The 21,041-nt window shown below is 69.2% G+C and carries 21 protein-coding genes and 1 riboswitch; of the genes, 9 read left to right on the forward strand and 12 right to left on the reverse strand.

The annotated features are described in order from the left end of the window. Positions 1-34 precede the first annotated feature (34 nt). Genes TF1_RS02360 through pyrR form a run of 3 tightly spaced genes read right to left on the reverse strand, consistent with a single transcriptional unit; the run spans position 35 to position 2,891 of the window. On the reverse strand, positions 35-1,330 hold the full coding sequence (locus tag TF1_RS02360; RefSeq protein WP_011291502.1) for a dihydroorotase: 1,296 nt from the start codon (positions 1,328-1,330) through the stop codon (positions 35-37). Further along, positions 1,327-2,268 (reverse strand): aspartate carbamoyltransferase catalytic subunit, encoded by a 942-nt coding sequence (locus TF1_RS02365; protein WP_011291501.1) that lies wholly within the window; start codon positions 2,266-2,268, stop codon positions 1,327-1,329. Before TF1_RS02365 ends, TF1_RS02360 begins: the two co-directional genes overlap by 4 nt. Next, entirely contained in the window at positions 2,268-2,891 is a 624-nt protein-coding gene (gene pyrR / locus TF1_RS02370) for a bifunctional pyr operon transcriptional regulator/uracil phosphoribosyltransferase PyrR (RefSeq protein WP_011291500.1), read from the reverse strand. Before pyrR ends, TF1_RS02365 begins: the two co-directional genes overlap by 1 nt. 518 nt (positions 2,892-3,409) lie before the next feature. Between pyrR and bldD the strand changes: the two genes are divergently transcribed. Beyond that, positions 3,410-3,907: a transcriptional regulator BldD gene (gene bldD, locus TF1_RS02375; protein ID WP_011291499.1), complete on the forward strand. Its 498-nt coding sequence runs from the start codon at positions 3,410-3,412 to the stop codon at positions 3,905-3,907. Between the two features lie 403 nt (positions 3,908-4,310). Here bldD and TF1_RS02380 read toward each other — a convergent pair whose 3' ends face one another. Then, the gene (locus TF1_RS02380) at positions 4,311-5,381 is read right to left on the reverse strand and encodes a polyprenyl synthetase family protein (protein ID WP_011291498.1); all 1,071 of its coding nucleotides are present in this window, start codon (positions 5,379-5,381) and stop codon (positions 4,311-4,313) included. A gap of 85 nt (positions 5,382-5,466) precedes the next feature. Between TF1_RS02380 and metF the strand changes: the two genes are divergently transcribed. Further along, positions 5,467-6,405, forward strand: coding sequence for a methylenetetrahydrofolate reductase [NAD(P)H] (metF, locus tag TF1_RS02385; RefSeq protein ID WP_061783589.1), 939 nt, complete (start codon positions 5,467-5,469; stop codon positions 6,403-6,405). Here the strand turns inward: metF and TF1_RS15700 are convergent. Both TF1_RS15700 and TF1_RS02390 read right to left on the reverse strand, forming a co-directional pair. Further along, the gene (locus TF1_RS15700; protein ID WP_011291496.1) at positions 6,323-6,931 is read right to left on the reverse strand and encodes a GNAT family N-acetyltransferase; all 609 of its coding nucleotides are present in this window, start codon (positions 6,929-6,931) and stop codon (positions 6,323-6,325) included. The genes metF and TF1_RS15700 overlap by 83 nt on opposite strands. A 25-nt stretch (positions 6,932-6,956) precedes the next feature. Then, on the reverse strand, positions 6,957-7,463 hold the full coding sequence (locus TF1_RS02390; RefSeq protein ID WP_011291495.1) for a YbaK/EbsC family protein: 507 nt from the start codon (positions 7,461-7,463) through the stop codon (positions 6,957-6,959). A 184-nt stretch (positions 7,464-7,647) separates the two neighbouring features. Between TF1_RS02390 and TF1_RS02395 the strand changes: the two genes are divergently transcribed. Continuing rightward, positions 7,648-8,565, forward strand: a complete 918-nt coding sequence (locus tag TF1_RS02395) for an SDR family oxidoreductase (RefSeq protein WP_061783590.1) — start codon at positions 7,648-7,650, stop codon at positions 8,563-8,565. A gap of 39 nt (positions 8,566-8,604) precedes the next feature. Here TF1_RS02395 and thiE read toward each other — a convergent pair whose 3' ends face one another. Both thiE and TF1_RS02405 read right to left on the reverse strand, forming a co-directional pair. Further along, positions 8,605-9,261 carry a thiamine phosphate synthase gene (thiE, locus tag TF1_RS02400; RefSeq protein ID WP_011291493.1) on the reverse strand — a complete coding sequence of 219 codons (657 nt, stop codon included), beginning with the start codon at positions 9,259-9,261 and terminating at the stop codon, positions 8,605-8,607. Between the two features lie 72 nt (positions 9,262-9,333). Beyond that, positions 9,334-9,693, reverse strand: coding sequence for an Rv2175c family DNA-binding protein (locus TF1_RS02405; RefSeq protein ID WP_016188470.1), 360 nt, complete (start codon positions 9,691-9,693; stop codon positions 9,334-9,336). 119 nt (positions 9,694-9,812) lie between these two features. After that, positions 9,813-9,925: riboswitch (TPP riboswitch) on the forward strand. On the opposite strand from TF1_RS02405, the gene thiO reads away from it, so the two are divergent. The 4 genes from thiO to pknB all read left to right on the forward strand — a co-directional run bounded on the left by thiO (position 9,918) and on the right by pknB (position 14,127). Beyond that, positions 9,918-11,093 (forward strand): glycine oxidase ThiO, encoded by a 1,176-nt coding sequence (gene thiO, locus TF1_RS02410; RefSeq protein WP_016188469.1) that lies wholly within the window; start codon positions 9,918-9,920, stop codon positions 11,091-11,093. (Overlaps the previous riboswitch by 8 nt.) Beyond that, the gene (thiS, locus tag TF1_RS02415; RefSeq protein WP_011291490.1) at positions 11,090-11,290 is read left to right on the forward strand and encodes a sulfur carrier protein ThiS; all 201 of its coding nucleotides are present in this window, start codon (positions 11,090-11,092) and stop codon (positions 11,288-11,290) included. Before thiO ends, thiS begins: the two co-directional genes overlap by 4 nt. A gap of 1 nt (position 11,291) precedes the next feature. Further along, a complete protein-coding gene (locus TF1_RS02420) occupies positions 11,292-12,092 on the forward strand; it encodes a thiazole synthase (protein WP_011291489.1) in 801 nt (266 codons plus the stop codon). 103 nt (positions 12,093-12,195) lie between these two features. After that, positions 12,196-14,127, forward strand: coding sequence for a Stk1 family PASTA domain-containing Ser/Thr kinase (gene pknB / locus TF1_RS02425; protein ID WP_061783591.1), 1,932 nt, complete (start codon positions 12,196-12,198; stop codon positions 14,125-14,127). 10 nt (positions 14,128-14,137) lie between these two features. Here the strand turns inward: pknB and TF1_RS02430 are convergent, their stop codons facing one another. After that, the gene (locus tag TF1_RS02430; protein ID WP_011291487.1) at positions 14,138-14,740 is read right to left on the reverse strand and encodes a sulfite oxidase-like oxidoreductase; all 603 of its coding nucleotides are present in this window, start codon (positions 14,738-14,740) and stop codon (positions 14,138-14,140) included. Positions 14,741-15,032: 292 nt separating this feature from the next. Here TF1_RS02430 and aroF point away from each other — a divergent pair, with 292 nt between their 5' ends. Then, positions 15,033-16,079: a 3-deoxy-7-phosphoheptulonate synthase gene (aroF, locus tag TF1_RS02435; protein WP_011291486.1), complete on the forward strand. Its 1,047-nt coding sequence runs from the start codon at positions 15,033-15,035 to the stop codon at positions 16,077-16,079. Between the two features lie 49 nt (positions 16,080-16,128). On the opposite strand, the gene thiI is transcribed toward aroF, so the two are convergent. The 3 genes from thiI to TF1_RS02450 form a co-directional block, all read right to left on the reverse strand. Next, on the reverse strand, positions 16,129-17,397 hold the full coding sequence (gene thiI / locus TF1_RS02440) for a tRNA uracil 4-sulfurtransferase ThiI (RefSeq protein WP_011291485.1): 1,269 nt from the start codon (positions 17,395-17,397) through the stop codon (positions 16,129-16,131). Positions 17,398-17,558: 161 nt separating this feature from the next. Beyond that, positions 17,559-18,584, reverse strand: coding sequence for a 6-phosphofructokinase (locus TF1_RS02445; protein WP_016188467.1), 1,026 nt, complete (start codon positions 18,582-18,584; stop codon positions 17,559-17,561). Positions 18,585-18,880: 296 nt separating this feature from the next. Beyond that, complete coding sequence (locus tag TF1_RS02450) at positions 18,881-19,699, reverse strand: lysophospholipid acyltransferase family protein (protein ID WP_011291483.1); 819 nt, start codon at positions 19,697-19,699, stop codon at positions 18,881-18,883. Between the two features lie 590 nt (positions 19,700-20,289). On the opposite strand from TF1_RS02450, the gene TF1_RS02455 reads away from it, so the two are divergent. Beyond that, positions 20,290-21,030: a hypothetical protein gene (locus TF1_RS02455; protein WP_041427825.1), complete on the forward strand. Its 741-nt coding sequence runs from the start codon at positions 20,290-20,292 to the stop codon at positions 21,028-21,030. Positions 21,031-21,041 lie beyond the last annotated feature (11 nt).

The raw sequence follows: 21,041 nt of genomic DNA on the forward strand, positions 1-21,041 counted from the left end.
AGGCGGACGGCTGCTGGGGCGTGGTGACTGGTGCTCACTGAATCTTCCCGTCGAGAACGGTGGGTACCCCGCGGAGGAAGGTGGCGAGGACACGTCCGGGCAGGGTCATTCCGGCGAAGGGCGTGTTGCGGCTCTTCGACACCATCGTCGCAGGGTCGATCACGCGCGTCGCCGTGGGATCGTACAAGGTGAGGTTGGCGGGTTCTCCCACGGCGATGGGGCGGCCCTGGTCGGTGAGGCGTCCGATGCGGGCGGGGGTGGCGGACATGCGCTGCGCCACTCCGGCCCAGTCGAGGAGGCCGGTGTCGACCATGGTGTGCTGGACCACCGACAGCGCGGTTTCCAGGCCGATCATGCCCATGGCGGCCTGGTTCCACTCGGTTTCTTTGGCTTCGCTGGGGTGGGGGGCGTGGTCGGTGGCGACGATGTCGATCGTGCCGTCCGCCAGTCCTTCACGCAGCGCTTCGACGTCTTCCGCGGTGCGCAGGGGCGGGTTGACCTTGTAGACCGGGTCGTAGCTCTCGGCGAGCTCGTCGGTGAGCAGCAGGTGGTGCGGGGTCACTTCGGCGGTGACGTCGCAGCCGCGGCTCTTGGCCCAGCGGATGATCTGCACCGACCCCTTGGTAGAGACGTGGCAGACGTGCAGCCGCGAGCCGACGTGCTCGGCGAGCAGGCAGTCCCGGGCGATGATCGCTTCTTCGGCGACGGCGGGCCAGCCGGCGAGCCCCAGGCGGTCGGAGACGACGCCTTCGTTCATCTGGGCGCCTTCGGTGAGGCGCGGTTCTTGGGCGTGCTGGGCGATGACGCCGTCGAACGCTTTGACGTATTCCAGGGCGCGGCGCATGAGCTGGGCGTCGGAGACGCACATGCCGTCGTCGGAGAAGACCCGGACTTTGGCCGGGGAGTCCGCCATGGCGCCGAGTTCGGCGAGGCGTTCGCCTTTCAGGCCGACGGTGACCGCCCCGACCGGGTGGACGTCGCAGTATCCGGCGTCCCGGCCCAGCCGCCAGACCTGTTCGACGACGCCGGCAGTGTCGGCGACGGGGTCGGTGTTGGCCATGGCGAAGACGGCGGTGTAGCCGCCCATGGCGGCGGCCCGCGACCCGGTGGCGACGGTTTCTGCGTCTTCGCGTCCAGGCTCCCGCAGGTGGGTGTGGAGGTCGACGAGGCCGGGCAGGGCAATGGCCCCGGCGGCGTCGACCACTTCGGCGCCGTCAGCGGGGAGGTCGGGGCCGATCGCGTCGATACGGCCGTGGGCGAGCAGCAGGTCGGTGGGCTCGCCCCCGAGGATGCGGGCGTTGCGGATCAGGTAGCGCGTGGTGGTCGTCATCGGGGCTCCCCCTGGTTTCCCGGTCTGTGGATGGCACCGCCGAGCAGCAGGTACAGCACGGCCATGCGGACGCTGACACCGTTGGTCACCTGTTCGGTGACGGTGGAGCGGGCGGAGTCGGCGACCTCCGCGGAGATCTCCATGCCGCGGACCATGGGGCCCGGGTGCATGACGATGGCGTGGTCGGCCATCCGTGCCAGGCGGTCGGCGTCCAGGCCGTAGCGGCGGCTGTATTCGCGCGCGGAGGGGAAGAACGAGGAGTGCATCCGCTCGGCCTGCACCCGCAGCATCATGACGACGTCGCTCTTGGGCAGGACTTCGTCGAGGTCGTAGGAGACCGCGCAGGGCCAGGTGTCGACGGAGACGGGCAGCAGGGTGGGCGGGGCGACCAAGGTGACCTCGGCGCCGAGGGTGGTGAGCAGCAGCACGTTGGAGCGGGCGACGCGGCTGTGCCGGATGTCGCCGACGATGGCGACCCGCAGGCCTTCGACGCGGCCGAGCCGTTCCCGCATGGTGTAGGCGTCGAGCAGCGCCTGGGTGGGGTGCTCGTGGGTGCCGTCGCCGGCGTTGATGACGACGCCGTCCACCCAGTCGGCGAGGCGGCGCGCCGCTCCGGGGGCGCTGTGCCGGATGACGACCCCGTCGGCGCCCATGGCCTGCAGGGTCAGCGCGGTGTCTTTGAGGCTTTCTCCTTTGGAGACGCTGGAGCCGCGTGCGGAGAAGTTGATGACGTCCGCCGACATGCGTTTGGCGGCGGCTTCGAAGGAGATCCGGGTGCGCGTGGAGTCTTCGTAGAACAGGTTGACGACGGTGCGGCCGCGCAGGGTCGGCAGCTTCTTCACGGAGCGTTCGCTGACCTGGGAGAGTTCCCGCGCGGTGTCGAGGATGAGCAGGGCCTCGTCTCGGGTGAGGTCTCCGGCGGAAAGCAGGTGCTGCATCAGCGTGCTCCTCCCGGGGTGGCTGCGGCGGACTCGGGCGCTCCGGGACGGGGCTTGGCGGGGCCGATGAGGACCGCGTCGCGCCCGTGGAGTTCTTCGAGCAGCACGGTGACGCTTTCGCGGAGCGAGGTGGGCAGGTTCTTCCCCACGTAGTCGGCGCGGATGGGGAGTTCCCGGTGGCCGCGGTCGACGAGGACCGCCAGTTGCACGGCGCGCGGGCGTCCCAGGTCGTTGAGGGCGTCCAGGGCGGCGCGGACCGTGCGGCCGGAGAAGAGCACGTCGTCGACGAGGACTACGGTCCGCCCGTCGACGCCTTCGGGGGGAATGTCGGTGCTGCCGAGGGCGCGGGCCGGGGCGAGCCGCAGGTCGTCGCGGTACATGGTGATGTCGAGGGCGCCCCAGGGGACCGGGCGCTGTTCGACGCGTTCGATGCGTTCGGCGAGCCGCTGCGCGAGGGGCACGCCTCCGGTGCGGATGCCCAGAAGGGTGAGGTCGTGGCCCCCTTTGGTGCGTTCGAGGATCTCGTGGGCGATGCGGGTCAGCGCCCGGGAGATCTCGGGGCCTTCCAGAACCGCTCGTCGCTGGTCTGGTCGCTCACCGCCGGCATGGTTGTGGGCATGCACAAGCGGACCTCCTTCCCTGCCTCACTGGACAGGTCGTTAAAGGACGTCGGACGGCTCTCACGGTACCAGCGACGACTTTCCGCGCATGACGTAGCATGGGCCCAACATCCAGGGATTATGAGAGTAATCACACTCTTAGATCTTGACTCTGCGCAATCTTTCGGATTCGGAAGGTACGCTTTCTTTACGTGGTGACGAGATGAGCAGGGAAGGAACCTCGCAGGAGGTGACATTCAGGAAAAATCGACCAGGGTGTTATGTCCTGTTGAGGAGACCTATGAGAGTCGTCTCACTTACACACAGTTTGGCCACTGAATCGTCGCGTTTTCACCCAACGGCTTGACCTGAGCACTCTTCCCGCCCTACCGTCACTGTGCGTAACCATTGTGGGGGTGTGATGCCGCGAGTCGCCGACTGAGCCGCACTAGGTCGGTGTGATGCGACGGGGTTCTCCACCGGACCCGCAGCGGATCCCGCCTCCTGTTTCAGCCACTTTTCATGCCGGGGAGCACGAAAGAATGCCACCATCGGAATACGCGAAAGCTCTGGGTGCCCGACTGCGTGCCATCCGTACGCAACAGGGACTGTCCCTGCACGGAGTAGAGGAGAAGTCGCAGGGGCGGTGGAAGGCTGTCGTCGTCGGTTCCTACGAGCGCGGTGACCGCGCGGTCACGGTCCAGAAGCTGGCCGACCTCGCCGAGTTCTACGGCGTGCCGATGTCGGAGCTTCTGCCGGGCGAGCCCGCACCCGCCCCGCTGGGTCCGACGCCCAAGCTGGTCATCGACCTGGAGCGCATGCAGCAACTGCCCAAGGAGAAGGCCGGGCCCCTCGCCCGTTACGTGGCCACCATCCAGAGCCAGCGCGGCGACTACAACGGCCGGGTGCTGTCCATCCGCCAGGAGGATCTGCGTTCGCTGGCGGTCATCTACGACCGGTCGCCCGCTGAACTGACCGAAGAGTTCATCAACTGGGGCGTCCTCGACCCCGAGGCGCGGCGCGCAGTGGAAGCCTTCTAAGGCTCGCGCACGGCCCGGGCACCATACCGCTGAGGGCGTCCGGGACAACGCCGCAAAGCATGGTAAAGGCGGCTGGCTGTGCAGCCAGCCGCCTTTACCATGCTTTGCCTGCATACCCCGCAGGGGGCCGTTGGGAGGGTCGGGCGAGAGGCTTCCCCTCCTCCCGCCCGACCGGCGAGGTTTCGGGACGTCAGGGGGGCGCCGCCCCGAAACGACGACCGCGGGAGCCTTCCTCACCGGCAGCGAGGAAGCCGCCGCGCACACTCCCAGTGAACACCTTCGAACACATGTTCGTCAACCCTGGCGGAAAGAGCCCCGCAGCGCACGCAGAGTGCACGGCACACCGGCAACCCCGCAGCCCGCACGCCCCGACCGCTTCCCGGACAGCAAGCCCCGCGGCAGGCTAGTGCTTACGTGCGGTGGCAGCGACGATGAGGTCCGCCAACGCGGAACGCGCGTCGTCGGCGATCACGTCGTTCTCCAGGGCCTGCGTCGCATCGGCCACATAGTCGGCGATCCGGGCTTCGCAGGCTTCCAGCGCACCGCTGTCCACGATGACCGAACGCATCCAGGCGATCTCCTCGGCCCCCAGCTCGGGGTCGCCCAGCAGGCGCCGGAACTGCTCGGCGTCGTCCGCTGCCGCCCGGCGCAGCGTCTCTGCCACCAGCACCGTGCGCTTCCCCTCCCTCAGGTCGTCCCCTGCAGGCTTCCCCGTCTCCTCCGGGTCCCCGAACACCCCGAGGACGTCGTCGCGCAGTTGGAAGGCGATCCCCAACGGGATGCCGTAGGCGGTGTAGGCGGGGGCCAGCTCGGCGTACCGTCCCGCCAGCGCTGCACCCAGGTGGAGGGGCTGCTCAATGGTGTACTTGGCCGACTTGAACCGCATCACCCGCAGCGCTGCCTCCACGGTGTCCGCGCCGCGCGCCTGCTCCACCAAGTCCAGGTACTGGCCGGCCACCACCTCGGTGCGCATCAGGTCGAAGGGGCCCCGCCCCGCAGCGAGCGCTTCCGCGGGGAGCGCGCTCGACTGGTACATGTCTTCACACCACGCCAGGCACAGGTCCCCCAGCAGGATCGCCGCGCCCCGGCCGAACTCGTCGGGGTCGCCGTGCCATCCCGACTCCCGGTGCAGGGCGGCGAGCCTGCGGTGCACGGCGGGCTGCCCGCGCCGGGTGTCGCTGTTGTCGATCACATCGTCGTGGATCAGCGCGCACGCCTGGAGCAGCTCCAAGGCTGCCGCGGCCGTGTAGAGGCCGGGCTCCTCTCCCCCGCCCGCGCCGCGCCATCCCCAGTAGCAGAACGCCGGCCGCAGCCGCTTGCCGCCGCTGATCATGGCTTCGAGGGCGGCCAGCACCGGTTCCCACTCCGCGCCGATCTCCAGCAGCAGCGGGCGTCGGCTCGCGACGAAGGCCGCCAGTTCGGCATCGACAAGGGGGCGCACGAAGGCGACGGGAGACAAGTGCGAGGAGCTCATAAGGGCAGGCTACCGATTGTTCCGCCGCCCGTCTTCACCACGACACACCCAAACCCCACCGATATGGTCGATTACAGTGGGAGACATGCTCGGATCACCCACGCCGCGCCCGGCGCCTCGTCCGCGCCGTATCAGCGAACTGTTGGCGCGTAAAGAGCCCACGTTCTCCTTCGAGTTCTTCCCCCCGAAAACGCCCGAGGGGGAGCGCATGCTTTGGCGGGCGATCCGGGAGATCGAGGCCCTACGCCCTTCCTTCGTCTCGGTGACCTACGGTGCGGGCGGCAGCACCCGGGACCGGACCGTGAACGTCACCGAGAAGATCGCCACCAACACCACTCTGCTGCCCGTGGCGCACATCACCGCGGTCAACCACTCGGTGCGGGAGCTCCGCCACCTCATCGGCCGGTTCGCGGCGGCGGGGGTGTGCAACATGCTCGCGCTGCGCGGCGACCCGCCCGGCGACCCGCTGGGCGAATGGGTCAAGCACCCGGAGGGCCTCACCCACGCCGAAGAACTGGTGCGGCTGATCAAGGAGAGCGGTGACTTCTGCGTCGGGGTGGCCGCATTCCCCTACAAGCACCCCCGCTCCCCCGACGTGGAGACCGACACGGACTTCTTCGTCCGCAAATGCCGGGCAGGAGCGGACTACGCGATCACCCAGATGTTCTTCGAAGCCGAGGACTACCTGCGGCTGCGGGACCGGGTCGCGGCCCGGGGCTGCGACGTGCCCATCATCCCTGAGATCATGCCGGTCACGAAGTTCAGCACGATCGCCCGCTCCGAGCAGTTGTCGGGAGCGCCGTTCCCCCACAGGCTGGCGGAAGAGTTCGAACGGGTCGCCGACGACCCCGAGGCGGTGCGCGCGCTCGGTATCGAGCACGCCACTCGGCTGTGCGAACGGCTCCTCGCCGAAGGGGCGCCGGGCATCCACTTCATCACGTTCAACCGTTCGACGGCGACCCGCGAGGTCTACCACCGGCTCGTGGGCGCCACCCAGCCGGCAGCGGTAGCTGCGCTGCCATGATGGTGAACTCCTGGTCCACTGTGCCCGGGAACCGGAATCCGGTGATCAGATCCACAAACCCTGACGAACGGTAGAGCCCGTGGGCGGGAGTGGCCCCGGTGGGAGTGGACAGCACCGCGGTGCGCTCCCGCCGGGGCTCCAGCAGCCGGTACAGGAGTGCCCGGCCGATCCCGTTGCCCTGCCACTCCGGCAGCACGTGGACTTCGGCGACTTCGAACGAGTCGGCGAACCAGCGGCGCACCCCTTCCGGGTCGATGCGCCCCAGTTCCGCGGTGACCACGTCGTGCCACCACTGCCCGGGGCAGCCGTGGAACCCGTAGGCGAACGCGACCGCGTTGCGCTCCCCGGTCACCGCGACCACGGAATGGAACCGGGGATAGTGGGCGTGCTGGCGCATGATGGCCTGCCGCCCCGGCAGCTGCCGTGGGGGCGGTGCCATGGCAGCCGCGTAGATCTCCATCAGCGCGGGCAGGGCGCGGATGAAGGCTGGCGCGGCCAGTTCCCAGAACTCGATCTCGGTTTCCACACCGCCCCCAGGTGTTCCCGGTCTCTTAGGACGACTCTTGCCCCACGTCAGCCGGTCTTCCCCCGGTGAGGCGGCAGAGTTCCGTAAACGAGGTGGGGAATACCGCGTTGGGGTGGCCTGCGGCGGCCCACACAGTCTCGTAACGCTCCAGCCACTCGTCGACCAGGGTGGGAAGCGGCTTGGGGTGGCCGATCGGAGCGACCCCGCCGATGGGCTGGCCGGTGTGTTTCCGGACGAACTGCGGGGTGGCGCGGACGACCTCCGCTGCGTCGAGGAGGGCGGCGACTTTGCCGGTGTCGACCCGGTGGGCGCCGCTGGTGAGGACGAGTACCGGGTGGAGCGTATCGGGGGAGGTGTCCGCCGAGTCGTAGCGCGCGGCGAAAACAAGGCTGTTGGCGATCGCGCCGATCTCGCAGCCCAACTGTGCCGCGGCGTCCGCGGCGGTCCGGGCAGAGTCCGGCAGCTCTTTGACGGTGCCGGAAGCGCCGTGGGCAGCGAGCAGTTCGGCGACAGCGCGAACATTGGGGTGCATGGCGCGATCCTAGGACATAGCCCCCGGGTTGTGCTCAGCTTCCGGCAGGCGTGCGGGCATCCCGCGCGTGTGGGGGATTCCCGGTGCCGGGGCCGCGTTGCGCGGGGCGGTACCGGCACGTTTCGCGCGCGGTCCGGCGCGCCGGTCAGTGCACGTCCGGGACTGTTTGCCGAAGATAAACACTATGGGTGAGGATCTGAGAGCGGAACGTGTTATCGCGACGACTGGGGCGACCGGAGCCGTCGGCGGCAAAGTAGCCGCCCAGTTGGCACGGCTGGGCCTTGCGCAGCGGCTCATTGTCCGTGACCTCAACCGCGCCCCCGAACTCCCGAAGTCGAGCGCGGTCCTGGCCGCCTACGAGGATCCTGCCGCTTTCGGCCGCGCAGTCCGCGGCGCCGAGGTGCTGTTCCTCGTCGCCGCGGACCACGCGGAGAACCGCGAGGAACTCCACCGGGCCGTCATCGACGCGGCCGTGGCCGAAGGGGTGCGCCACATCGTCTACCTGTCGTTCCTCAACGCGAGCGCCGCCGCGACCTGCGTCCTCGGCCGGGAGCACTACGCCACCGAGGAGTACCTGCGCACCACCGGGGTGGCCTACACCTTCCTGCGGCCCAGCCTGTACCTGGACCTCCTGCCCGAGTGGATCGGCGAGGACGGCACGATCCGCGGCCCGGCCGGGGAAGGCACCGTGGCGTGGGTGTCGCGGGACGATGTCGCCGACGTCGCCGCCGCTGTGCTGCACGCCCCGGAAGAGCACGTCAACCGCATCTACAACGTGACCGGTCCGGAAGCCGTCTCGCTGGGGCAGACCGCGACCCGCCTGTCCACGCTCACCGGACGCACCATCGTCTACGTTCCGCAAACCCCGGAGGAGGCCATCGACTTCCTCTCCTCGCAGGGGTTGACCGCCCGGGAAATCGCGGAGCGGGTGAGCGCCTGCACGGCGATCGCCGCCGGGGAACTCAGCACCGCCAACCGCACCGTACTGCGGCTGACCGGCCACCCTGCCCGCTCCCTCGAGGGCTACCTGCGGAAGAATCCGAGCGCGCTGTCCCACGCGCCGCTCTTCAGCGGCTCCGGTAGCGCGCTCGGCCCCCGCTGAGCGCCCTTTCCGGCCCGCCCGGGCGGGGGCGGGCCGCGGTCAGGCTGCGGCCGCTGCCACGAGGCGGCGTTTGAGCTCCGCCGCCGCCGCACGCGGGTCTTCGGCTTCGGTGATGGCGCGGACCACGACAGCCCGGCGGGCGCCCGCGGCCAGCACCTGGTCCAGGTTGTCCTCGTTGATCCCGCCGATCGCGAACCAGGGGCGCTGCGGGTGCAGGGCGGCGACCCGCGCCACCTCGTCGAGCCCGGCAGCGGGCCGTCCCGGTTTGGTCGGGGTCGCCCACACCGGGCCGATACAGAAGTAGTCGACGCCTTCTTCCCGGTCGGCGGCCGCAGACAGCTCCGCCGCGTTGGTGGAGCGGCCGATCAGCGGCCGGTCCCCGAGGATCGCGCGGGCGTAGCGCACGGGCAGGTCCCGCTGTCCCAGGTGCAGCACGTCGGCGTTGACGGCGTGGGCTATGTCGGCCCGGTCGTTGACCGCGAGCAGCGCCCCGTGGCGGTCGCACGCCTCACGCACGACTTCCAGCGCGGCGAGCTCGTCCCGCGCGTCCAGGGTCTTGTCGCGCAGTTGCACGATGTCCACGCCCCCGGCGAGCGCCGCATCAAGGAACTCGGCCAGGTCGCCTCGGTCGGCGCGGGCGTCCGTGCACAGGTAGAGCCGGGCGGATTCCAACCGCTTTCGCAGAGTCTCGTCCACGGCTCCCACCCTAGATCGTCGCCGAGCGCCTGTCCCGCGGGGCGGGTGCAGCGTACCCGGCGACGGGGTGTCTTACAGCAGCATCGCCTGGGCGCGGCGGCGCACCTCGGTGCCGCGGTTGCCGCGGATCGCATCGAGCGGAGTGCCGGGCAGGCTGTCGTCTGCGGTGAACATCCAGCGCAGCGCCTCCTCCGGAGAGAAACCGCTGTCCGCGAGCACGGTGAGGGTGCCTTGGAGGCCTTTGAGGATGGTGCCGTTGGTGATGAACGCCGCGGGAATCGCCAGTTCTCCGCCGCGGACCACGCCGAGGAGCCGGTGGTTGCGGATCATCTGCCGGACCTGGTTCTGGCTCACACCGAGGGCCGCGGCCGCTTCCTGGAGAGTGAGCCACTCTCCGACGAGCGCGTCGAGGTCGCGATCGATCTGTGTCACGGTCCCAATCTTCCACATCTGGCGCGCGCCGAATCCTCTCGACCGACCGTGATCGCTTTAGGCGTACATGTCGGACCTTTGGCTTCCCCAGTCACGGGCGACCTAGAATGCGGACGAAAGCGAAAACCCGCGGGAGCCGGGGCGGAACCCGGCTGAGAGGGAGGCTGTCCGCCTCCGACCGCAGAACCTGATCCGGGTCATACCGGCGAAGGGAGTGGCGCGCCGTGCAGTTGCGCTCAGCCCCGGACGTCCTTGTCGTTGGGGGCGGACTTATTGGCCTGGTCACCGCATGGCGTGCTGCCCGCCTCGGGATGCGGGTGACCGTCGTGTCCGCGGAGAAGGCGGGCGCCGCGTCCGGGGTGGCGGCGGGCATGCTGACCCCCGCAACCGAAGCGGTGTTCGGGGAAGAGTCGCTGATCCGTCTGGGGCTGCGGTCCCAGCAGCGCTACCCCGATTTCATCGCCGAGCTCGCAGAAGACACCGACGTCGACCCGGGCTACCGCACCGAAGGCACCCTGCAGGTGGGGTTCGACCCGGACGACATGGCCACGCTCGCGGAACTGCAGCAGCTACGCGACCGTCTCGGTATCCGCACCGAACGGCTCACCTCACGCGAATGCCGCCGGCTCGAGCCGATGCTGGCTCCCACTGTGCGGGGCGGCTTCCTGGCCCCTGACGACCACTCGGTGGATCCGCGCCGCCTGTCTGAGGCGCTGCGTGCCGCCGCCGCTGCCCGCGGCGCACTGTTCGTCGCCGGGCACGTCCGGGAGGTGGTCGGGGGCGAGGACGCCGTGCGCGGCGTCGTGCTGGACAGCGGCGACACTCTCGACGCGGGCCAGGTGGTGCTCGCCGCGGGCGTGTGGAGCTCCGACATTGTCGGACTGCCCGAGGGAGTGGTGCCCCCGCTGCGCCCGGTCAAGGGGCAGCTGCTGCGGCTGCGCACCCCCGTGGGCGCCGAGCCGCTGGTGACCCGCACCGTGCGCGGCTTGGTCACCGGCTCCCCCGTCTACCTGGTGCCGCGGGCCGATGGCGAGGTGATCCTGGGGGCCACCCAGGAGGAGATGGGCTTCGACACCCGGTTGACCGTCGGCGGGGTCTGGGAGATGCTCCGCGACGCGCGCGAGCTCGTACCCGGGGTCACGGAACTGGAGATCGTCGAAACGTGCGTGGGGCTGCGCCCCGGGCCGCCGGACAACGAGCCGCTGCTGGGACCCACCCGTGTGCGCGGGCTGCACCTTGCGGTCGGCCACTACCGCCACGGGGTGCTGCTGGCCCCGGTGACCGGAGATGTCATGGCCGAAGTCTTGAGTACGGGGCGGCTGCCCGACTATGCGAGCCATCTCGCCGCAGACCGCTTCCTTCCCTCATCCTCACCATCGAAAGGGGTTGAAACATCGTGAACGCGATCATCAACGGTGAGCCGCGTCAGCTCGCTCCGGACACCACGGTGGCCGACGTGGTGCGCTCCCTGACCCGGGCGGAGTCGGGCGTGGCTGTGGCGGTCAACGACGAGGTGGTGCCCAAGACCGACTGGGCGCGCACCGTGGTCTCCCCCGACGACCGGGTGGACGTGCTCACCGCTGTGCAGGGGGGCTGACTTGACCGACGCTGCGACCGGGACGACCCGCGCCGACACCTTCGAGGACCCGTTGGTGATCGCCGGGGAGAAGTTCCATTCCCGGCTCATCATGGGCACCGGGGGTGCTCCGTCGCTGCACGTGCTGGCGGACGCGCTGCGTGCCTCCGGCACCGAGATGACCACTGTGGCGATGCGCCGGGTTGACCCGAACGCCCAAGGGTCGGTCTGGGATGTGCTCCGGGAAACCGGGGTCCGCCCGCTGCCCAACACGGCAGGCTGCTTCACCGCGGTCGACGCGCTGCGCACTGCGCGGCTGGGGCGTGAAGCGTTGGAGACCAACTGGGTGAAGCTGGAGGTGGTCGCCGACGAGCGCACCCTCCTTCCTGACCCGGTGGAGACGCTGGACGCCGCAGAACGGCTGGTGGACGAGGGGTTCGTCGTCCTCGCCTACACCAACGACGACCCGGTGCTGGCCCGCCGGCTGGCGCAGGTGGGGTGTGCCGCGGTGATGCCGTTAGGGGCGCCGATCGGTTCGGGGATGGGCATCCGCAACCCGCACAACATCGAACTGATCGTCGAAGAGCTGGACGTCCCTGTGATTTTGGACGCGGGCATCGGCACCGCAAGCGATGCGGCACTCGCCATGGAACTGGGCTGCGACGCGGTGCTGTTGGCAACCGCGGTCACTCGGGCCCAGGATCCGGTGTTGATGGCGCACGCGATGCGGGAGGCGGTGTCGGCTGGTCGGCGGGCCCGGCTGGCCGGGCGGATCCCGATCCGCCGCTACGCGCACGCCTCCTCCCCGCCGCGCGAGGGCTGAAACCCGGGGCGGGACCGTGGTCCCGCCCCGGGTTTCTTTACTGCTGCGTGCCGAAACTGTGGTGAGACCGTCAGTTTCCGCTTTCCCCCGTAAACTTCCCCTCGTGGACATGACGGCTGCGGACGCGCTAGTGGGAACGACCCTCGCCCATCGGTACCGGGTCGAATCGAAGATCGCCAACGGCGGTATGGCGACTGTCTTCCTCGCTCACGATCTCCGGCTGGACCGCCGTGTCGCGCTGAAGGTGATGCATGCCAACCTGGCGCGCGACCCGCAGTTCGTCCAACGGTTCATCAACGAGGCGCTCGCGGTCGCCAAGCTGTCGCACCCCAACGTGGTCCAGGTCTACGACCAGGGCAGCGACCAGGGGCACGTGTACTTGGCGATGGAGTACGTGGCGGGCCAGACGCTGCGCGCCGCGTTGAAGGCGCGAACCCGGTTCTCCCCCGCCGAGGCGCTGCGCATCATGGTGCCGATCCTCGCCGGGCTGGGCGCCGCCCACCAGGCGGGCATGGTGCACCGGGACATGAAACCGGAGAACGTCCTCATCACCCACGACGGCCAGATCAAGGTGGCCGACTTCGGGCTGGCCCGGGCCGCGGAGGCCAGCCAGCAGGGGCTGACCAAGACCGGCACGCTCATGGGGACCGCCGCCTACCTGTCCCCGGAGCAGATCACGCACAGCACCGCGGATGCCCGCAGCGACGTCTACGCGTGCGGCATCATGCTCTACGAGCTGCTCACCGGCCGCCAGCCGCACACCGGTGACTCTCCGATCGCCGTGGCCTACCAGCACGTCAACGAGGACGTCCCCCGCCCGTCCCGGGTGGTGCCGGGGATTCCCCCGGAAGTGGACTCGCTGGTGGTGCGCGCCACGGAACGCGACCCCGCCTACCGGCTCGCCAACGCCGGCCAGTTCCTTGCCGCGGTCTTCGCCGCGCGGAAAGCGTTGGACGAGCAGCCGTCCGCCGCGGTGACCTCTGTGATGGAGATGGCGCCCGCCCCTGCCGGGGACACGGCGGAAGACTCGGACAACGCCACCCGCACCCTGCAGGGGGTCGAGCTTCCCCCCGTGGAGTACGACGACTACGAGGACGACCGGCCGCCGCGGCCGAGTCTCCGCACGCCGCTGCTGGTCGCCACCGTGCTGCTGCTGGTCGTGGCGGTCGGGTTCGGCTGGTGGATGGTGGACGGCCGCTATGAGACGGTTCCCGACCTGGTCGGCGTAGAAAGCGACGAGGCCCGCCGGGACCTGCGCATGCTGGGTTTCCGCGTGCAGACCGCGGAAGAGCCCGCCTACAGCGACGAGGCGCCGCCCGGTACGGTCGCTGCCACCGACCCGGAGGCTGGGAGCAGGCTGCTGCCGGACACGCTCGTCACCCTCATCCTGTCGGCGGGGCCGCAGTATGTGGAGATGCCCGACGTCGAAGGTGCTTCGGTGGCGGAGGCCCGGGACGCCCTCAAAGAGGTGGGGCTGACCGACATCGTGGAAGACGAGATCACCTCGTTTGACAACCCTCCGGGCACGGTGATCACCACCAAGCCGGCCCCGGGCGAGAAGGCCAACCGCGAGGAGAGCGTGACGCTGACGATCAGCGCCGGGTTCCCCATGCCCAACGTGGTCGGCCAGAAGGTGGACGATGCGCGCCGCCTGCTGGAGTCCAGCGACTTGGAGGTGACGGTCGTCGAGGAGCACCACGACGAGGTCCCCGAAGGCCATGTCATCTCCCAGGACCCGGAGGCGGAGACCACCGTGGGGGCGGGGCAGAGCGTCACCCTCACCGTCTCGTCCGGTCCGGAACTGGTGGAGGTTCCCGACATCCGCGGGTGGAAGGTGGACAAGGCCCGCAAGGAGCTGGAGGAGCGGGGCTTCGAGGTCACCGTGCACCAGGTGATCGGCAACCGGGTCGGCGACTACAACCCCAAGGGCGAGGCGCCGAAGGGCTCCACGATCGAGATCTGGACGTCCCCCTTCGGCCGGGAGCGGGATCGGGACCGGGGCAGGGAGGACCGGCTCTGGATCGGGCTGGACTGAGCGGGCCCGCTCAGTCCAGCGGCGGCCCGTCCCCGGGGTCCTCCTGGTAGGAGTAGCGCTGCTCCAGCCACGGGTTGGCGAGGTTGTGGTAGCCGCGCTCCTCCCAGAAGCCGCGCCGGTCCGCGGTGAGGTATTCGATGGCGCGCACCCATTTCACGCTCTTCCAGCCGTAGCGGTGGGGGACGACGAGCCGCACCGGGTATCCGTGCTGGGGTTCCAGCGGCTTGCCGTCGCGGTGGGTGGCGAGGATGACGTCGGGACGCCGGAAGTCGTCGAGGGGCAGGTTGGCGCTGTAGCCGTACTCTGCCCAGACCATGACGTGGGTGGCGTCCTCGGCGGGGGGTGCGAGTTTCAGCACGGTGGAGGCGGCCACCCCGCGCCACCGCACGTCGAGCTTGGTGAATCTGGTCACACAGTGGAAGTCGGTGACCACGTCGACGCGCGGCAGGGTCTGGAACTCGGTCCAGTCCCACCGGTACTGCGTCCCGTCCGCTGTGGCTCCGTAGACCTGCAGATCCCAGCGGTGCGGGCGGAATTTCGGTACCGGGCCGTAGTGCACAGCAGGCCATTCGTTCGGCACGTACTGCCCTGGCGGCAGCCGTCGCTCAGACAATCGTTCTTCTCCCGATACTCATCCCAGGACCATCTTTTCAGGTGCCCGTGCGCGCGCTCCTACCCCCGTGGGCTTCAGCGGCGGCGGCGCGGTGCGCTATAGTCGCTGCCATGCAGCGGTACTTTTGGCGCTTTTACGGCTACCGGCCCACGGGCCCGGTCGCCCAACGAGCGCTGCGCTGACACGGACGACTTGGAAGCCCTGGGCCGAACGGTCCAGGGCTTTTCTGTTTTTCTGTCCAGGTCACCGCTGCTCCCACACTCTCCACAGCACCTGGTAAGGACAGCGTTCAATGGTCATCGTTATGGCGCCCGACGCCCCTTCCGACACCATCGACTCCATCGTTGACCTCGTCGCCTCGGTGGGTGGTGAGGCCTACGTGACCCGGGGGGTGAGCCGGACCATCATCGGCCTGGTAGGCGACGTGGAACGGTTCGAGACGCTTAATCTGCGTGCCCTCCCCGGCGTCGCCGACATCCTGCGCATCTCCACTCCCTACAAGCTGGTCAGCCGGGAAAACACGACTGAGCGGTCGGTCGTGCAGGTTGCTGGGGTACCGATCGGCGGCGACCATATGACACTCATCGCCGGTCCCTGCGCGGTGGAAACCCCGGAGCAGACTTTGGAAGCGGCGCTGATGGCGAAGCGTGCGGGTGCCGCGCTGCTGCGCGGCGGCGCCTACAAGCCGCGGACCTCCCCCTACGCGTTCCAGGGCCTGGGCGAGACCGGTCTGAAGATCCTGTCGGATGTGCGTGCGGAGACCGGCCTGCCGATTGTGACCGAAGTGGTGGACGCCTCCGACGTGGAGCTGGTCGCCTCCTACGCCGACATGCTGCAGATCGGCACCCGCAACATGCAGAACTTCGCGCTGCTGCAAGCCGTGGGCGACGCGGGCAAGCCGGTGCTGCTCAAACGCGGGATGAGCAGCACGATCGAGGAGTGGCTGATGGCCGCCGAGTACATTGCGCAGCGCGGCAACTTGAACATCGTGCTGTGCGAGCGCGGCATCCGCACGTTCGAGAAAGCGACCCGTAACACGCTGGACGTGAGCGCGGTCGCCGTGGCGCAGCGGCTGTCGCACCTGCCCGTGGTGGTGGACCCGTCGCATTCGGGCGGCAAGCGGGAACTGGTGCTGCCGCTGTCGCGTGCGGCGATCGCGGTGGGCGCGGACGGCCTCATCGTCGACGTGCACCCTGCTCCGGAGACGGCACTGTGCGACGGGCCGCAGGCGCTCACGCACGCAGACTTGGCCGAGCTGGCGCACGTGGTGACGGCGCTGCCGCCGCTCGTGGGCCGCACGCTCACGCCCAGCGTGGCGCAGGTGGGCGCCGGCGTGTAACCGGACCCGCGCCCGTCGCGGCCGGGTGCGGCGGGCGCGGAAGGTCCGGTCAGGCTGCGGTGTTCTCCTCCTCGCCCAGGAAGCTGGGGCGGTGCAGTTGCACGTTGCTGGCCAGGTGTTCGGCGAGTTCTTCAACGTCCAGTCGCTTCTCGATCTGCCGCAGATCGGCGATCTTGGCCGCAGTCTCCACCTGCCGCGGGGTGAGCATGGTGCAGCAGTCCTCGTCGGGCAGCTCGGAGATGGTGAGCGTGCCGATGGCGCGGGCCTGGTCCATGATCTCGGTCTTGTCCATGCCGATCAGCGGACGCAGGATCGGCAGGTCCACAGCGTCGTCCAGGGCGGTGATGTTGGCCAGGGTCTGGCTGGACACTTGGCCGAGGGCGTCCCCGGTGACCAGCGCGCTGGCGTTGAGCCGGTCGGCAAGGGCTTCCGCGGTTTTGAGCATGAGGCGCCGCTGGGCGACGATCTGCAGCCGTTCCGCGCCGGAGTTGCGGAGCTGCTGCTGGGCCTTGCCGAACGGCACCACGTACAGCCGGGAGCCGTTCTGGAAGCGGTCGAGCTGCCGGACCAGGCTGTACGCCTTGTAGATGGACTCCGGTCCGGTGAACGGCATGCCGGAGAAGTGCAGGAAGTCGAGCCGGAGCCCGCGGCGCATCATGCGGTAGGCCGCGACCGGGGAGTCGATCCCGCCGGACAGCAGGACCAGGCCGCGTCCACTCATGCCTACCGGGAGGCCGCCCTGGCCGGGGATGCCGTCGGTGAAGACGAACACCTCGTCTTTGTCGACCTCGATCTGGACCGTGTGGTCGGGCTGGGAGAGGTTGACGGTCAGGTGGGGGTAGGCGCGTTTGATCGCGGCGCCCACGTGCCCGGCCAGCTCCGAGGAGATCATGGGGAAACGCTTGTCCCGGCGGCGGGCCCGCACCGCGAAAGAGCCGGAGCGGTCGGCCATGGCCTGCACCGCGACCTGGGTGACGGTGTCCACGTCTTTGGCGACCCGGCGCACCAGGTGCACCCACACGATCCCCATGACGTTGCGCATGCGCTCGGCCAGCTGGGCCACTTCGAGGTCGGAGGCACCGGGCATGCGCAGCATGATGATGCCTTTGCGCTGGGAGAGCCGGAATTCGGGCAGGCCTTTAGCGGCGGCGCGGATGTTGTTCTGCAGACGGCGCTCGAACAGGTGCCGGTTGCTGCCCTTGAGCACGATCTCCCCGAGCTTCAGGAGCACACACAGCTCGCCCAGCTCCTGCGCGGCTGTCCCGACCGCGCCGTCCGCACGCGCGTCGACGGTGGTGGAGTCGAGCGAGGCGGACATGGCAATACCTCCGGTGGTTGCGAGTCGGATGGGATCAGTGCAGAGAAAACTGCTTACCTCCCAGTATCAACCAGGGACGCAAGCGTTTTGTTCTCTTCACGCGGACACGACCGCGGCTCCCAGCATTCTCCGCTGGGAGCCGCGAGAAATCCTACGGGAATTTAGCCGAAGAAGACTTCGGCTTCCTCGTACCGCTCGACCGGGACAGTCTTGAGCTGGTCGGTGGCTTCGGACAGGTCAACGCGGACGATTTCGGTGCCGCGCAGGGCGACCATCTTGCCGAAGTCCTTGTCGTGGACCGCGGTGATGGCGTGCAGGCCCAGCCGGGTGGCCAGCACCCGGTCGAAGGCGGACGGCGTACCGCCGCGCTGCACGTGGCCCAGGACCACCGAGCGGGCTTCCTTGCCGGTGCGCGCCTCGATCTCTTCGGCGAGGCGCTGGCCGATGCCGCCGAGGCGGACGTGGCCGAAGGAGTCGCGTTCCGCGCTGGCCAGGGTGAGCTGGCCCTCCTTCGGGTGGGCGCCCTCGGCGACCACGATGATCGGCGCGTAGTTGGTCTTGAAGCGGCTTTCGACGTAGGCGACGACCTCGTCGATGTCGAATGGGCGCTCGGGGATCAGGATGACGTTGGCGCCGGCCGCCATGCCCGCGTGCAGCGCAATCCAGCCCGCGTGGCGGCCCATGACCTCGACGACCAGGGCACGGTGGTGCGACTCGGCGGTGGTGTGCAGGCGGTCGATGGCCTCGGTCGCGATGTTGACCGCAGTGTCGAAGCCGAAGGTGTAGTCGGTGGCGTTGAGGTCGTTGTCGATGGTCTTGGGCACACCGACCACGTTGACACCGTGGTCGTGGAGCTGGCGCGCGACGCCGAGGGTGTCCTCACCGCCGATTGCGACGAGCGCGTCCACCCCGAGCGCGGCCATGTTGTCCTTGACCCGCTCGACACCGCCCTCGATCTTCATGAGGTTGGTGCGCGAGGAGCCGAGGATGGTACCGCCGCGCGGGAGGATGCCGCGGACCGCCTCGATGTCCAGCGGCATGGTGTCGCCTTCCAGGGGGCCGCGCCACCCGTCACGGAATCCGACGAACTCGTATCCGTATTCCTTGATGCCCTTACGGACCACCGCACGGATGACCGCGTTCAGGCCCGGGCAGTCGCCACCCCCGGTCAGTACCCCGACTCGCATTTGCGTGTACTCCTTGAATCGTCTGGAATCCCGTGTGCCACGGGAGTCACGAAAACGACCGCTCCCGGCCGGGGCGATGCCCCGCGGGCGCGGAACGCACACGGCAGGACCGCGTTCTCACGCAGCAACCATCGTATGGTCTAGACCATAGCGCTCGCGAGAGTCGAGGCCAACTCGCGCGTCCGTCCGTTCGTCCCGTGGCTTTTCCCGCGCGGGTCACTACCCGTGATCGGTCTTCCAAACGACCAGGTTGCGCCGTAGTTTCTGTCCGGCGCAGCCCGGCAGCGTGAGCGGAATCACGGCTGTGCGGACTCCGTTTTCTTCTTCCGCTTGCGTTCCGCCTTGCGGCGGGCGCGTTCCCGCCGCTTCGCTTCCCGTCGGGCGCGCCGCTGCTCCTTGCGGGACTGCTGCTCCTCTTTCTTCTCCTGCTGGGCGGCGGCCGCCAGCTCGGCTTTCACTGTCTGGGCGTAGCGGTCCACGTACTCCTGCCCGGACAGTTCCATGAGGGCGTACATGATCTCGTCGGTGATCGCCCGCAGCACCCGCGGATCCTTCTCCAGCCCGTAGTAGCGGGAGAAGTCCATGGGCTTGCCGAATTTGACGATGGGCCGGATACCGAGCCGCGGAATGATCTTGCCGGGCGGCATGATCTTGTCCGCGTTAATCATCGCCATCGGGATGACCGGGACTTTTGCTTCCAACGCGAGCCTGGCCACCCCGGTGCGCCCCCGGTACAGCCTGCCGTCTGGGGAGCGGGTGCCCTCAGGGTAGATGCCCAGCAGCTTGCCCTGCTCCAGCACGCGCAGTCCGGTGCGGAGCGCCGCCTCGCTCGCCTTGCCTCCGGACCGGTCGATGGGGATCTGGCCTACGCCGGTGAAGAAGAGGCGACTGAGAAAGCCTTTGATCCCTTTTCCGGTGAAATATTCGGCTTTAGCGAGAAAGGTGATCTTCCGGGGCAGCGGTAGCGGACCGAAGAAATGGTCCGAGAAGGACAGGTGGTTGCCCACCAAAATGGCAGGCCCGTGGCGAGGGACGTTCTCCACTCCGTAGGCACGCGGCTGCCACAGCACCGCGAGCACCGGTCCGAGAGTTGCCTTGAGCACCCAGTAGAACACGGTTCACCTCTGCCTATGCGGGAGTGCCCGTCCGGCACGGCCATAGTCGTTCTCCCGCTGCCACTGACAATCGTGGTCATCTTCCCATCTGGTGGGGGACACCGCCAAAGCCACCATGGCGCCACGGACGAAGAGGACTACCGAGTGCCGCGGCGCTTGGCTAGTTTCGTAATTCCAGTGTTCCCCCCGCTGGCCGTCTCACCGCCTGGAAGGGTCTGCAATGCCGTTGTTCGCGGAAGCTGCGCTGTGCCGGAAGACCAGCACCACCCGGTGCTATGGATCTCCCCGGAGCCCGCGGCCGGCGTGCCCCACACCACGGCCAGCACCCAGAGCAGCCGTCCCACCCTGTGAGCTGTTCCCCGCTGCCCCGCCCTGGCCGCCACGGGAAGCGCAGGCCGCCGCGCTGCCTGACAGCCTGTCCTGGACGGTTCCCGGAGCACTGGCGGTGCTCCCGCTCCGGGAGCGCTGCGTATCCTTCACACCGAGGACGGTCCATGCCGCGGTTCCTTCCTGCGGACGCGGCACGGGGACCGCCGTCGACGGCTGGGGCGCTTCTGTGCGCGCCGCCGGACGCGGGGAAGGGGCCGGACATGACTGAGCGCCGCGGCAATGGTCTGCTTGCTGACTCCTACGTCCCGCTGCTCCTGCTCACCCCCGCGCTCGCCGACACGATGCTCGAAGCGCTCGGCCGGGCCGGGATCGCCGCCTACGCGGTCACCGTGGGCCCCGCGGCGGAGTCCGCGGACACGGAGGCCACGGACCGCTTGTACGTGGACGCTAAGGAGCGCGCGGCCGCGGTGGCGGTGCTGCGCGCCGAACTTCCGGAGCTCGCCGACCGTGTCACGGAGGGTGCGGACCAGGCGGAGGACGCGGAGCCGTCCCCGAACGCCGACACAGACCCGGACGAGGTCTGGGCGGATCTCGTGGCGCGGTACTACACCTCCGATGCTTCCGAGTCCACCTGGCCTGAGATAGAGAACGTCTCCGACCGCCCCGAACCGGAGGATCCGGACGACGCCGAGGACCACGTGCTGCCGCCTCGGCCGTTCCACCCCCCGGTGGGGGAGCCCGCCGACGTCGACGACAGCGACCAGGAGCGTTACGTCCCTCCTCCCCCGCCGCCGCTGCCCCGTGGGGACCTGGTCGGCAGGCTCGCCTGGGCCGGTCTGCTGGGCGGGCCCGTCCTGCTGCTGGTCATCACCCTGCTGGGCATGGCGGTGCCCGGCTGGCTGGTGCTGGTGGCGCTGTGCTCGTTCGTGACGGGGTTTGTCGTGCTGCTGATCCGCATGGGCGACCAGCCCTCCGGTCCGGACGACGGGGCGGTGGTCTAGGCCCGCGGGCA

This window comes from Thermobifida fusca NBRC 14071 = JCM 3263 (assembly GCF_001592045.1).
In the GTDB taxonomy this organism is placed as follows: Bacteria; Actinomycetota; Actinomycetes; order Streptosporangiales; family Streptosporangiaceae; genus Thermobifida; species Thermobifida fusca.